Annotated in this window: 13 protein-coding genes; 11 read left to right on the forward strand and 2 right to left on the reverse strand. The window is 70.0% G+C overall.

Annotated elements, in window-relative coordinates; genetic code table 11:
* Nucleotides 1-32 precede the first annotated feature (32 nt).
* On the reverse strand, nt 33-2864 hold the full coding sequence (locus ACFFRH_RS05835) for a helix-turn-helix transcriptional regulator (RefSeq protein WP_386155067.1): 2832 nt from the start codon (nt 2862-2864) through the stop codon (nt 33-35).
* A 470-nt stretch (nt 2865-3334) separates the two neighbouring features.
* Between ACFFRH_RS05835 and ACFFRH_RS05840 the strand changes: the two genes are divergently transcribed.
* Nucleotides 3335-3994 (forward strand): sigma-70 family RNA polymerase sigma factor, encoded by a 660-nt coding sequence (locus ACFFRH_RS05840; RefSeq protein WP_386155070.1) that lies wholly within the window; start codon nt 3335-3337, stop codon nt 3992-3994.
* Nucleotide 3995: 1 nt separating this feature from the next.
* Here ACFFRH_RS05840 and ACFFRH_RS05845 read toward each other — a convergent pair whose 3' ends face one another.
* Nucleotides 3996-4283 carry an SDR family NAD(P)-dependent oxidoreductase gene (locus ACFFRH_RS05845; protein ID WP_386154785.1) on the reverse strand — a complete coding sequence of 96 codons (288 nt, stop codon included), beginning with the start codon at nt 4281-4283 and terminating at the stop codon, nt 3996-3998.
* Between the two features lie 65 nt (nt 4284-4348).
* Here ACFFRH_RS05845 and ACFFRH_RS05850 point away from each other — a divergent pair, with 65 nt between their 5' ends.
* The 10 genes from ACFFRH_RS05850 to ACFFRH_RS05895 all read left to right on the forward strand — a co-directional run bounded on the left by ACFFRH_RS05850 (nt 4349) and on the right by ACFFRH_RS05895 (nt 12355).
* Nucleotides 4349-5533: a low temperature requirement protein A gene (locus ACFFRH_RS05850; protein WP_386154788.1), complete on the forward strand. Its 1185-nt coding sequence runs from the start codon at nt 4349-4351 to the stop codon at nt 5531-5533.
* Nucleotides 5534-5712: 179 nt separating this feature from the next.
* Complete coding sequence (locus tag ACFFRH_RS05855) at nt 5713-5916, forward strand: hypothetical protein (RefSeq protein WP_386154791.1); 204 nt, start codon at nt 5713-5715, stop codon at nt 5914-5916.
* On the forward strand, nt 5913-6131 hold the full coding sequence (locus ACFFRH_RS05860; RefSeq protein ID WP_386154794.1) for a hypothetical protein: 219 nt from the start codon (nt 5913-5915) through the stop codon (nt 6129-6131). Before ACFFRH_RS05855 ends, ACFFRH_RS05860 begins: the two co-directional genes overlap by 4 nt.
* Nucleotides 6124-7770 (forward strand): ferritin-like domain-containing protein, encoded by a 1647-nt coding sequence (locus ACFFRH_RS05865; RefSeq protein WP_386154797.1) that lies wholly within the window; start codon nt 6124-6126, stop codon nt 7768-7770. Before ACFFRH_RS05860 ends, ACFFRH_RS05865 begins: the two co-directional genes overlap by 8 nt.
* A 124-nt stretch (nt 7771-7894) precedes the next feature.
* Entirely contained in the window at nt 7895-8083 is a 189-nt protein-coding gene (locus ACFFRH_RS05870; protein WP_386154800.1) for an alpha/beta fold hydrolase, read from the forward strand.
* Nucleotides 8084-8128: 45 nt separating this feature from the next.
* On the forward strand, nt 8129-9043 hold the full coding sequence (locus ACFFRH_RS05875) for an RNA polymerase sigma-70 factor (protein WP_386154802.1): 915 nt from the start codon (nt 8129-8131) through the stop codon (nt 9041-9043).
* A gap of 46 nt (nt 9044-9089) precedes the next feature.
* Entirely contained in the window at nt 9090-9773 is a 684-nt protein-coding gene (locus ACFFRH_RS05880) for a sigma-70 family RNA polymerase sigma factor family protein (RefSeq protein WP_386154805.1), read from the forward strand.
* Nucleotides 9774-10029: 256 nt separating this feature from the next.
* Nucleotides 10030-10782 carry an SDR family oxidoreductase gene (locus tag ACFFRH_RS05885; RefSeq protein WP_386154808.1) on the forward strand — a complete coding sequence of 251 codons (753 nt, stop codon included), beginning with the start codon at nt 10030-10032 and terminating at the stop codon, nt 10780-10782.
* A gap of 9 nt (nt 10783-10791) precedes the next feature.
* Nucleotides 10792-11202 carry a cupin domain-containing protein gene (locus ACFFRH_RS05890; protein ID WP_386154811.1) on the forward strand — a complete coding sequence of 137 codons (411 nt, stop codon included), beginning with the start codon at nt 10792-10794 and terminating at the stop codon, nt 11200-11202.
* 133 nt (nt 11203-11335) lie between these two features.
* On the forward strand, nt 11336-12355 hold the full coding sequence (locus ACFFRH_RS05895) for a ferritin-like domain-containing protein (protein WP_386154814.1): 1020 nt from the start codon (nt 11336-11338) through the stop codon (nt 12353-12355).
* The last annotated feature ends 46 nt before the right edge of the window (nt 12356-12401 follow it).

Here is a 12401-nt window from a genome sequence, read left to right on the forward strand (position 1 = left end):
CCGGGCCGCCGACGACGGCAGGCCACGGATCCTCAGGCCGTGAGCGCTGCGCCTTCGAGCAGCATGGTGCGGATCTGTTTGCGTGACGCGATGCCGAGCTTCGCGAAGACCTTCCGCAGGTGCCATTCGACGGTGTGCGGGCTGATGAAGAGCTGAGCGCCGATCTCCGGGTTCGTCAGCCCGTCGCCGGCCAGGCGCGCTATCTGCGCTTCCTGGGCGGTGAGAGTGGCGCGTGCCTCGACGGTGCGCTTGCGCACCGTCTCGCCGGTGGCCTGGAGCTCGCGCCGGGCGCGTTCCGCGAACGCCTCGGCCCCCATGTCGCTGAGCATCTCGTACGCGATGCCCAGTTGCTCGCGTGCGTCGAGGCGGCGGTTCTCCCGGCGCAGCCACTCGCCGTAGAGCAGCCGGGTGCGGGCGAGCGTCGTCCGGACCTCGGTGCGGCCGAGCCGCTCGATCGCCTCGCGGTAGAGAGCGTCGGCGTCCGATCCGTCGCTCACCTGGGCACGCACGCACGCCGAGGTGCCGAGGGCCCAGTCGGTGCCACTGGCTCGTGCCATCTCGTCGAGTCGCCAGGCGACTTCGGCGGCTCGGGCCGGCCTTCCGCTCCGGACGGCGGCCTCGACGAGTTCGACCGTGGACCTGATGGCCGTCCCGCCGAGTTCCTGCGGGTGCTCGAAGGCTCGCTCGGCCGCGACGTACGCCTCCTCATAGCGACCGAGGCCGTTGCAGAGCACCGCGCTCGCCCATTGGGTGGCGGTCAGCACCTTGCCTTCCCCCTGGATGGCCGTGTCCCGCATGACCGCTTCGCTCACCTGACGTGTCGCGGCTTCCCGGCCTCTCCACGGCTCGAGTATCAGGGCCGCGTACTGGGCCAGGAAGCGGCTGCCCGTCACCTCACCGATCGTCACCGCCTCGGTGACCAGCGCGTCGGCCAGGGCGAACTCGCCGGCGAGGACCCTGTTCGACACGAGCATGTGGAGAGCCGAGGGCAGTACCGACAACGCACCCGTCTCGCGTGCCAGGTCGACCAGCCTCGCGGAGAGCACGAACCAATTGTCGAAGTCCCAGACGTTATGGGCCATGCGGGACGCAAACGGGAGCCAGCCAAGGCCCTCTTCCCTGGAGACCCCTTCGGCGCGGAAGGCGCCCAGGGCCTGCAGCACCATCGGCGCGCCCGCAGCGTACCCCTCGGTGAGCGCCACGGCCACGCCGTTCAGGAGCAGATTATTACGCTCCGGTGGCGGCCCCGGCGGTGCGGCGAGCGTCGCCTCGGCGATGTCCACCACCCGAGCGCCGCCCGGCAGACGGCCCGCGTTCATAGCCGCGTTCAACGCGTCACGATAGGTCTCCCTGGCCAGCCCGGCGTCCAGCGGCGTCAGGCGCTTACCGGCTTTGAGCAGCAGCGGGAAGGCGGCGCCGGCGCTTCTGGAGGCGAACGCGATCTGACCGCGCAGCAGGCCGGCCTGGGCGAGTTCGCGTTCGTTCAGAGGGCTGAGTTCGACCGCGTCCAGCAGTTCGAGCGCGGCGTCGTACCCGCCGGCCCGATACTTGGCCCGTGCCGCCGCCAACGCCCTGGCACCGCGGCGCGCGGGATCGGGGGTCAGCTCGGCCGCCCGCTCGTGGAACGCGGCCGCCGCGGCGACTCCGCCGCGCGCCTGCGCCCGATCGGCCGAGCGCTCCAACTCGGCGGCCACCGTCTCGTCGGGGCCGGCCGTCGCGTTGGCGAGATGCCACGCCCGGCGATCGGGATCCGACTCGGGATCGGTCGCGTCGGCCAGCGCGCGGTGGACGTCCTGCCGGTCTTGCGGGGCCGCGACGCGGTAGGCCGCCGAGCGCAGGAGGGGATGGCGGAAACGCACCCGGGTCCCGATGGCGATCAGCCCCGCCGCTTCGGCCGGCGCCGCGGCGGCCGCTTCGATACCCAGCAACTCCGCCGCGTGAGTCAACAAGGTCACATCGCCGACTGGCTCGGCCGCCGCGATGAGCAGTAGCCGCTGCGTCTCGGCCGGCAACGACTGGACCCGCCGCAGGAAGCTCTGCTCGATCTGCCTCGTCAGCGGCCGCGCGTCGGGCCGCCCGAATCCACCCGCCAGCTCGGCCGGCGTCATTCCCCGGGGCAGTTCGAGCAGGGCCAGCGGGTTTCCCTGCGTCTCAGCGACGATCCGGTCCCGGACCCGCTCGTCGAGTCGTCCAGGAGTCACGGAGTCCAGCAGAGCGCGGGCGTCGCTGTCGCTCAACCGTCCCACTTCGAGCTGCGGCAGCCCCGTCAACTCGTGTTCGAGGCCGGGCTCGCGCACCGCGAGCACCAGCCCGATCGGCTCCGCGAACAGGCGTCGCGCGACGAAGGCGAAGGTCTGCGCGGAGACTTCGTCCAGCCACTGGGCGTCATCGACGAGGCAGACCAACGGCCCTTTCCCGGCCACGTCGGCGAGCAGACTGAGCACCGCGAGCCCGACCAGGAAGCGGTCCGGCGGAGGTCCCGCGCTCAGGCCGAACACCGTACCGAGCGCGTCGCGTTGCGGGCCCGGCAGGCGACCGAGGTGATCCAGGAACGGGGCGCACAGCTGATGCAGACCACCGAAGGCCAGCTCCATCTCGGACTCGACGCCCGCCGCTCTGACCGTCCGGCAGCCGGACGCGGCGCCTCGCGCGTACTCCAGCAGCGCCGTCTTGCCGATGCCGGCCTCGCCGCGCAGAACCAGGACCGAGCTGTGGCCGCCCTGCACCGTCGCCACGAGTTGGTCCAGCGTCTCGCACTCGATCTGCCGCCCACGAAGCTGCGACCCGGGACTTCTGCTTGCCATGGGCGCCGCCCCCCGCCGACCGTTTGCCCGCTGACCCTTGACTGTCGAACGTAGGAGAATACCGGCGCTACGCCTTAGATAGACGGGGAGCCTACCGTTCTGCCGTCAAGCCGGGCAATTTGCCGCTGACACCGGCCGCGGGGCCGGTGCACAGATCGTCGATCAGGTAGAAGACGATCAAACAGGTGATCGCTTCCTATCCTTCGGCAACGTCGCCCACGGCCGGAACCATCGTCACGACTTCGACAGGCTCGGCGGACAGCGTGATCACGGAGACGATGACGTCAGTCTCTGAACGGCGGCACGACCGACTGCCCGCCGAGGTCCCCGGTGGCACCACCGAGGACCTCACTGTTCGAAGGGCCTCTCCTGCCCCCGGTACCTACCACGGGGCCCAGTGGGCACCCGTAACCCCGGGGCCAGGGTACCGACCACGGTGTCCCCAGGGCGCGATGGAGGGGCCCGAGAAGCGACCGTGATCGCAGTGGCATCGCCGGATGCCAGGGGCGAACGGAGCCGGGACCGTGACCATGAACCTGTTGGAGTCGCACAGAGACCACGCGGAGCAGACCGATGACCGGTCGATCACAGGATGGGACGGAGACGCTTCGGCGTTCGTCAGCGCCGCGCCCCGGCTTTTCGCGATCGGTCTGCGCGTCCTGCGGGACGTGGGCGAGGCCGAGGACGTGGTGCAGGAGACATGGCTGCGTTGGGCCCGCGCCGACCGGTCGGTCGTCATCAGGCCGCCCGCGTTCCTCGCGCTGATCACCACGAGGCTCGCGATCAACGGCGCCCAGTCCGCCCGCAGGCGCCGCGAGACCTCCGTCGGCCCATGGCTTCCCGAGACGACGGACCTCTCCGTCGGTCCCGAGACGGCAGCCGAACGACGCGAGGCGGTCGACACCGCGATCCGGCTGCTGCTGGAGAGACTGACCCCCGCCGAACGGGCGGTCTATCTCCTGCGCATAGCCTTCGACTACCCCCACCGCCAGATCTCCGAGATCCTCCACCTGGGCGAAGACCACACGCGGCAACTCCTGCGACGCGCCCGCGACCGCCTTGCCACCGAGCGACGCCACCAGGTGAGCACCACCGCGCACCGGCGCCTCGTACGGACGTTCGTCGCCGCCGCGCAGTCCGGCGACCTCGCCGGACTGGAAGAACTGCTCGCCGCCGACGTCGCCCACTAGATCAGCATCGGGCTACGGCCCGTTCGCGGATCATGGAGGCGGCCATGTTCTGCGCGGCGGCCCGTGTCGTGGGGTCCGTGTTGTGGCCGGCCGGCTCGGTGGCGACGAAGCCGGGCTCGACGACCACGACACGCACACCCCGGGTGGTGACCTCCTGCCGCGGCGATTCGGAGAAGGCGGTGACGCCGAACTTCGTCGCGGCGTAGACACCGGCGTTGGCCGACGCGATCCGGCCCGAGGTCGAGGAGTGGCCTCCCGGCTTGTGACGACCACCGCGACGATCTGTCACAGATCCCGACGCCGTCCGGTCTTTATTGGCGAACCGGACGCCGCAAGAGCGACAGGAGCGTGAGCGTGCCCTCAACCAGGACCAGCATCCGGATCCGGGTCAGGATGAGCTCGCGGCCCATCGACGAGCCGCATCGCGCGTCGAGCCAGCTCGAACTCCTCTTCGATCTCACCTTCGTGGTCGCGGTCGCGGCCATCACGGCGCAGTTCGCGCACGCCATCGCCGAAGGTCATGGCCTGACCGGGCTGGTCCCGTTCCTCCAGGTGTTCTTCGCGATCTGGTGGGCGTGGATGAACTTCACCTGGTTCGCTTCGTCCTACGACACCGACGACGTCCTCTACCGGCTGCTGACCATGGTGCAGATGGCGGGCGTGCTGGTCCTTGCCACCGGAGTGCCCGCCGCGGTCGGCCACGCCGACCTCGGGATCATCACGCTGGGGTACCTCATCATGAGGATCGGGCTTGTCGCCCAATGGCTGAGGGCCGCGTTCGAAGACCCGGCGAGCCGCCGTACGGGGCTCCGCTACGCCGCGGGCATAGGGCTGGTCGAGTTGGGCTGGTTGCTCCAGCTCGCTCTCGTGGAGGCGGGCCTCCTGCCGACGTCACTCCGGCTGCCGTTCTTCGCCTGCCTGGTCGTCCTGGAGCTGGCGGTGCCGTGGTGGGCGGAGCGGGTCAGGGCAACCACCTGGCATCCGCACCACATCGCCGAGCGCTACGGCCTGTTCACGATCATCCTGCTGGGCGAAAGTGTCCTGGCCGCGAGCAGAGGGGTTGAAGGGGCGCTCGAAGCGGGTCCCCTCGCCGTCATCGCCGGATCCGGTCTCGTCCTGCTGTTCGCCCTGTGGTGGCTGTACTTCCTGGTCAAGGCAGGGGAGGGGCTCAGCGACCGGCGTCATCGGTCGTACTGGTGGGGGTACGGCCACTTCGGCATCTTCGCCGCGCTGGCGGCTTTTGGCGCCGGGCTCGAGGTGGCGGTGGAGCAGAGCGGGCGCCAGGTGGCGGCATCGCCGATGGCGATCGGCTACGCGGTCGCCATCCCGGTCGGGGTGTATCTCATCCTGCTCTGGGCGGTGCACGCGCTGGTCGACGCGGACTCCGTCATCCCCCGCACCGCCGTAGCGGGGTGCGTCGGCGCCGTCGTGTTGTCGCCGCTCGCGGCGCCGTGGATCGGGGTGGCCGCCGTGGTCGCGCTGATCGCGGCCGCCTGCGTCGCGCTGGTCGCCGTCGCCATCCGGGCGGCACCTGGCTGAAGGAGCATCATGCACGCATCAGAGAACAGAATCGCCACGTCCGTCCTGGTCATGCGGTGCTCATGCGCGAGGTCTCGGCCGTGGGAAAGCTCGTCGAGTAGCCGGATCTTGTCACAAGTGCCGGGGCTGTCCTGTCTCAGCCAGTGATCGGGCCACATCACTGAACGGGGGAAGTCGTTGTGACCGCGTTGGCGATGGTCGCCGAGTTCGACGATGTCGTGGGCTGGACCGCCGACGCCGTCGAACTGCTCGGGGAGCGGCATGCCGTACCGGCTGCCCGCCAGGGCGAGCGCTCCGCCCGCCTGTTCGCCACCGGCCGGATCGCCGTCCGTCTTGTTCACGCGGTCAGCAGGCCGGCCCTACAACCCATGGAGGAGACATGAGTAAGGACGAGTTCCTGTACAAGCTCCACGTCGAGATCGAGGAGGAGCTGATCATCGCCGAGGCCGGCCACCCGGAGGAGGAGATGGGGCGTCCGGTCACCGAGTGGCTGTACGACCCGACGGACGTCGAGCGCGAGAAGATCGCTCTGCGGGTGCTGCGCGACGCGGTCGAGGTGCTGGAGGACGGCTCGCGGCCGGGTGGCGACGTTGCCTGAGCCGCGGATCGACACGCTCGCCAGCCTCCGCGAGCACCTGCAGTGGGCGATCGAACTGGAGCACGCGACGCTGCCGCCGTACCTGACCGCGCTGTACTCCCTCGACCCGGAGCGCAACCCGGCGGCCGTCGAGGTGGTGAGCGGCGTCTTCGTGGAGGAGATGCTGCACTTGGCGCTGACGGCGAACCTGCTCAACGCCGTCGGCGGCACCCCGCGGCTCGACACGCCCGAGATGCTGCCGCCTCACCCCCGCAAGCTGCCCCACGGCGACCTCGAACTGTCGCTGGTGCCGTTCGGCCCGGAAGCGCTGGAGATGTTCCTGCGCCTGGAACAGCCCGCACCGCCCGGCGCCCCGCCGGAGGACGACGACTACGAGACCATCGGGCAGTTCTACGCGGCGATCGAGCAGGGGCTGCACTACCTGTGCGACACGCTCGGCGAGAAGGAGGTCTTCTCCGGTGACCCGGCCCGGCAGGTGAGCGGCGCCCACTTCCGCCATACCGGCGGCAGGCTGGTCGCCGTCACCGACCTCGCCTCCGCGCTGGACGCGCTTGAGGAGATCGTCGAACAGGGGGAGGGCACCGCCCGCAGCGAGGTCTGGGACGGCGACCAGGACGAGGTCGCCCACTACTACCGCTTCATGGAGCTGAAGCTCGGCCGCCGCTACCGCCGCGGGGACTCCCCTGAGTCCGGGCCCACCGGCGAGAAGCTCTCGGTGGATCTCACCGGGGTGTTCCTCCCGACATCCAACCCTGCGGACCGCGCCGCGCAGGAGGAGTTCAACCACACCTACTGCGCGATCCTGCACCTGCTGGAGGTCGCCTTCAACGGCAACCCGAAAATGCTCGCCGTCGCTACCGGGGAGATGTACGCACTCAAGGCCCAGGCGCAGGAGCTGATGCGGCTGGGCGGCCCCACCTTCGAGTACGTCCCGCCCGAGCTGCGCCGCTGGAGCGCGGGCGACCACCAGCGGATCGTCGTGCTCCGCAACGGGCCATACGTCGTGTACGGCCGCATCCCCCTGCGGCGCAAGCGGAAGATCGTCTCCGCCGAGCAGAAGAACGCGCTCACCTGGAAGACCGGCGAGCCGCTGGAGACCGAGGAGACCTACGCGCTGTGCCGCTGCGGCCATTCGGGCGCCAAGCCGTTCTGCGACGGCACCCACGCCGTGATCGGCTTCGACGGCACCGAGGCCGCGCCGATGCGGTCCTACCGGGAGCTACAGCACGTGCACGACGGCGTCGGCATCTCCGCGCAGCGGGTGGGCGAGCTGTGCATCCACGCCGCCTTCTGCATCAGCCGCGCCAGGCCCATCGCCAAGATGCTCGACGACACCGCCGACAGCGACGTGCGCTCGAACATCATGGGCCGCATCGACCACTGCCCCTCCGGCTCCTACGGTTACGCCCTCGAACGCGGCGGAGAGACGATCGAAGCCGACCTCCCGCGCGCCATCTCGGTGCTGGAGGAGGAGGACGGCCTGGCCAGCGCGCTGTGGGTGACCGGCGGCTTACCCGTCACCCGGTCGGACGGCCGGCCCCTGGAGACCAGGAACCGGATGACGCTGTGCCGCTGCGGCCACTCCGGCAACAAACCGCTGTGCGACGGCACCCACCGCGAGGTCGGCTTCCACGAATGAACGACCGGAAAGGCAATCCCATGAAGCAGCCTGTCATCCTTCTCGTCCACGGCGCCTTCGCCGAGTCGGCCGGCTGGAACCGCGTCATCCAGCGCCTGCACAGCAACCGACTCGCCCGGTCGCCGTGGCCAACCCGCCGCGCAGCGTCGAGGGCGACGCCGCCTACCTGCGCGACGTGATCGCCGGCATCGGCGCTCCCGTGGTACTGGTCGGCCACTCCTGTGGCGGCATGGTGATCAGCCAGGCGGCGGCGACCCAGCGGCCGGTGACCGAGCGGCCCTGCCTGACGGCCTCGCCGTCGACCAGGCGCTAGGCTGACGCATCCCTCCATGCCAGCGGGTGAATCGATATGGGGCACATGAACGAGGAATCCCCGGAACAGGCGGACGTCCTCGACCGGGCGGCGTCCGCCTTCGTCGAGCTGCGCCCGCGGCTGTTCGGCATCGCCTACCGGATGCTCGGCAGCGTGGCCGAGGCCGAGGACATCGTCCAGGAGGTGTGGCTGCGCTGGCAGGACACCGACCGCGAGACCATCGAGAACCCGCAGGCATTCCTGGCGCTTGTCACCACCCGGCTGTCCATCAACCTGGCCCAGTCGGCGCGCATGCGGCGCGAATCCTACATCGGCCCCTGGCTGCCGGAACCCGTCGACACCAGCTTCGACCCCACCGTCGGCGCGGAACGCGGCGAAGCGCTGGAGCTGGCCGTCCTGCTGCTGATGGAGCGGCTCAATCCCACCGAGCGCGCCGCGTACGTCCTGCGCGAGGCCTTCGACTACCCCTACCCGCAGATCGCGGAGATCCTCCGGCTCACCCCGGTCAACGTCAGGCAGATCGTGAGCCGCGCCCGCAAGCGCCTGACCGCTGTACGGCACGAGCCCATCGACAGGGTTGAGCACCGACACCTGCTGGAGACCTTCCTCGACGCCGCCCAGACGGGAAACGTCGGCGCCCTGGAGAGGCTCTTCGCCGCCGACGTCGTCAGCTCCTCCGACGGCGACGGCATCAGGGGGTCGTCGAAGTTCCCCGTGCTGGGCAGCGAGCGGGTGGCCAGGTTCGTGACCGCGTTCTCGCCGTGGTTCTGGTCGGGCGCCGCCATCACGTGGGTCGAGATGAACGGCCTGCCAGGTGTGCTCGTCAGCCGGGACGGAAGCGGCGTCGCCCTGCTCGCCATCGAGACCTCCAGGGAGGGAATCCACCACCTGCTGTGGATACTCAACCCGATCAAGATCGAGGCCTTCGAGCGGTCTCGTAGCCGCTTTGTCACAACGTAACGGGCTATCTGGTCTTACCTGCCAACTCTGAAGGAGGCGGCAGACCATGACCGAGGCGGGCGCCGAGTCGCTGGCGGAGATGCTCGACGAACGGCAGCACCTGCTCGAGATCGCCCTGTGGATGTTCGGCTCGGACATCACGGCCGACCAGATCGTCCGGGAGACCTATCGCCGCTGGTACGCCCTCGACCAGGAGGAACGCGTCGCCATCGCGACGCCGCGCGCCTGGCTGGCGCGGACAGCGGGAAGCGTCTGCCTGGAGCTCCTCGCCGCCCCCGAAACCGACCTTGATCACATGCCCCGCGGCCCGGTGACCCCGTCCCAACCCGTGCCGGGTCCGGCCTCGCACCAGGTCGGGTATGGCCAGGCGATGGTCGCCAGGCACGACCGGGTGGCTCGCAGGTTCGCCGCGGCCTGCCAGGCGGGTGACACCGAGGCGCTGCAGGAGGTCCTGGCCGCCGACGCGATCGTCGTCAGCGATGGCGGCGGCAAGGTGCGCGTCGCGGTACGGCCGTCCTACGGCGTGGACGCGGTCGCGCAGGTTGTCACGGCGCTGCTGATCGACCAGCCCGGAACCGATCTGGCGATCGGATCGGTGAACGGCAGGGCAGGGCTCGTGCTGCGGCGGGCGGGCAAGGTCGTGGCGGTGGTCAGCGTGAGCGTGGCCGGAGCCGAGGTCACGGCGGTGTGGATCATCCTCAACCCCGACAAACTCCAGCGTTGGCACTGAAGGGCATGCCGGTGGACGACCAGATCCTTTCCATGGACCACGACTACAGCGGGGCGGAGTTCACAAGCCGCGCTACTCCACGCGCGTCGCCGTGACCGGCGGCAGCTCCTCCACGGGCGGGCCGGCGTCCCGCCCGTGGAGCCCACCAGGCTCGTCCTCGGACACGAGGCCACCTGTCACAACTGAGGGGGCTGCCTTGTCTTAGCTGACGACGGGGGCGCACCACAGCGCCCAGAAAGCCAGAAAGGTGACAACAATGAAAATCGTGGTGATCGGCGGGACCGGGCTCATCGGGTCGAAGCTGGTGAAGAAGCTGGGCGAGCACGGCCACGAGGCCGTGGCCGCGTCGCCGAACACCGGCGTCAACACGCTGACCGGCGAGGGCCTGGCCGAGGTGCTGAAGGGCGCCCAGGTCGTGATCGACGTGTCGAACTCGCCCTCGTTCGAGCGCGAGGCCGTCATGAAGTTCTTCCAGACCTCCACCGGCAACCTGCTGGCGGCCGAGGCGGCCGAGGGCGTGGGTCACCACGTGGCGGTGTCGATCGTGGGGACCGAGCGGATGCCCGAGAACGGCTACTTCGCGGCGAAGATCGCCCAGGAGAAGCTGATCGAGAAGTCGGGAATCCCGTTCTCGCTGGTGCACTCCACCCAGTTCTTCGAGTTCGCCCGCGGCATCGCCGACGAGGGCGCGGTCGACGGCAAAGTGCACATCGCGCCGGTGTTGTTCCAGCCGATCGCGGGCGACGACGTGGCCCAGGCGGTTGGCAGGACCGCGGTGGGGACACCGCTGAACGGCCGGATCGAGATCGCCGGACCGACCCAGTACAAGATGGACGAGTTCTTCCGCGAAGCGCTGGCCGCCTGGGGCGACACCCGAGAGGTTGTCACCGACCCGCTGGCGCGCTACTTCGGCAGCGTGCTCGGCGAGCGGTCGCTGGTGCCCGGTGAGGGCGCGCAGCTCGGCACCATCACCTACAAAGACTGGCTCGACCAGTCCACCGCGAAGTAGGGCCGGGCGATGGACAAGCCGCGATCGACCGCGTGGCAGACGGCGCTGACCGTGCTGCAGGAGGCGCGGCCTCCGTTCATTCCCGAGTGCGCGCACGCGATGACCGTGGTCATCGAGTACCCGCCCGGAGACCCGGGCGCGCCGCCGCATCGCCACCCGGGTCCCGCCTTCGGCGTCGTCCTCGAAGGCGAGATGCTGATGGAGCTGGAAGGCGAGCCGGAGCGGGTGATCCGCGCCGGCGAGGCGTTCTGGGAGCCGGGCGGGGACGTCATCCACTACCAGGACGGCAACAATCGCGACGATGTTCCAGTACGGTTCACGGTCACCATGCTGTGCGAGCCGGGCAAGCCGATGTTCACGCTGGTGGAAGAGGCCGAACTGGCCCAGCGTAAGGACCGCCGCGCGCCACGCCCGTCCTGAGCCCCGGCGAAGTACCCGCAGCGTGACGGCACCGGCTGCCGTCATCGCTGCCTGATCGCAGGATCGAACCAGGCAGCCGGCCCACCGGCCGGCTGTCCGATCCGCCATGCCAACAACCCGAGGTATGACACGAATGAACCACGAACGACCGGTTCGGATCGACACGCTCGCCAGCCTCCGCGAGCACCTGCAGTGGGCGATCGAACTGGAGCACGCGACGCTGCCGCCGTACCTGACCGCGCTGTACTCCCTCGACCCGGAGCGCAACCCGGCGGCCGTCGAGGTGGTGAGCGGCGTCTTCGTGGAGGAGATGCTGCACTTGGCGCTGACGGCGAACCTGCTCAACGCCGTCGGCGGCACTCCGCGGCTCGACACGCCCGAGATGCTGCCGCCTCACCCCCGCAAGCTGCCCCACGGCGACCTCGAACTGTCGCTGGTGCCGTTCGGCCCGGAAGCGCTGGAGATGTTCCTGCGCCTGGAACAGCCCGCACCGCCCGGCGCCCCGCCGGAGGACGACGACTACGAGACCATCGGGCAGTTCTACGCGGCGATCGAGCAGGGGCTGCACTACCTGTGCGACACGCTCGGCGAGAAGGAGGTCTTCTCCGGTGACCCGGCCCGGCAGGTGAGCGGCGCCCACTTCCGTCACACTGCCGGATCGCTGTTCGCCGTCGAGGATCTGGAGTCCGCGCTCGGCGCGCTGAAGGAGATCGTCGAGCAGGGGGAGGGCAACGCCCGCGGCGAGGTCTGGGACGGCGACCAGAACGTCCTCCACCCCGAGCGGTACGAGGTCGCCCACTACTACCGCTTCCAGGAGCTCAAGCTCGGCCGCCGTTACCAGCGGGGCGACACCCCGAAGACCGGCCCGACCGGCGAGAAGGTCGGCGTCGATCCGGACGGCGTGCTCCCGATGACACCCAACCCGCGGCCCGCCGCGCAGGGCAGTGCCGTACGGGCGGCGCAGGATCTGTTCGACACCACCTACAGCACCCTGCTGAACCTGCTGGAGCAGGCATTCAACGGCGACCCGAAGCGGCTTACGGACGCCACCCGCACCATGTTCACGCTCAGGGCCCAGGCGCAGGCCCTGATGGCGCTGCCCGGCGACGCCGGTCCCACCTTCGCCTACGTGCCGCGCGAAGCACGTAGCTGATCTCCATAGCGAAAGACGGATGCCCCCGCCTTCCTCGCCCCGCCGG

This window comes from Streptosporangium vulgare (assembly GCF_042428775.1).
Lineage (GTDB): Bacteria > Actinomycetota > Actinomycetes > Streptosporangiales > Streptosporangiaceae > Streptosporangium > Streptosporangium vulgare.

What these genes read in the sequence shown, in the direction of transcription:
- ACFFRH_RS05840 (WP_386155070.1), top strand. Translation starts at nt 3,335, where the DNA reads ATGAACCTGTTGGAGTCGCACAGAGACCACGCGGAGCAGACCGATGAC.
- ACFFRH_RS05860 (WP_386154794.1), top strand. Translation starts at nt 5,913, where the DNA reads ATGAGTAAGGACGAGTTCCTGTACAAGCTCCACGTCGAGATCGAGGAG.
- ACFFRH_RS05875 (WP_386154802.1), top strand. Translation starts at nt 8,129, where the DNA reads ATGAACGAGGAATCCCCGGAACAGGCGGACGTCCTCGACCGGGCGGCG.
- ACFFRH_RS05880 (WP_386154805.1), top strand. Translation starts at nt 9,090, where the DNA reads ATGACCGAGGCGGGCGCCGAGTCGCTGGCGGAGATGCTCGACGAACGG.
- ACFFRH_RS05885 (WP_386154808.1), top strand. Translation starts at nt 10,030, where the DNA reads ATGAAAATCGTGGTGATCGGCGGGACCGGGCTCATCGGGTCGAAGCTG.
- ACFFRH_RS05890 (WP_386154811.1), top strand. Translation starts at nt 10,792, where the DNA reads ATGGACAAGCCGCGATCGACCGCGTGGCAGACGGCGCTGACCGTGCTG.
- ACFFRH_RS05895 (WP_386154814.1), top strand. Translation starts at nt 11,336, where the DNA reads ATGAACCACGAACGACCGGTTCGGATCGACACGCTCGCCAGCCTCCGC.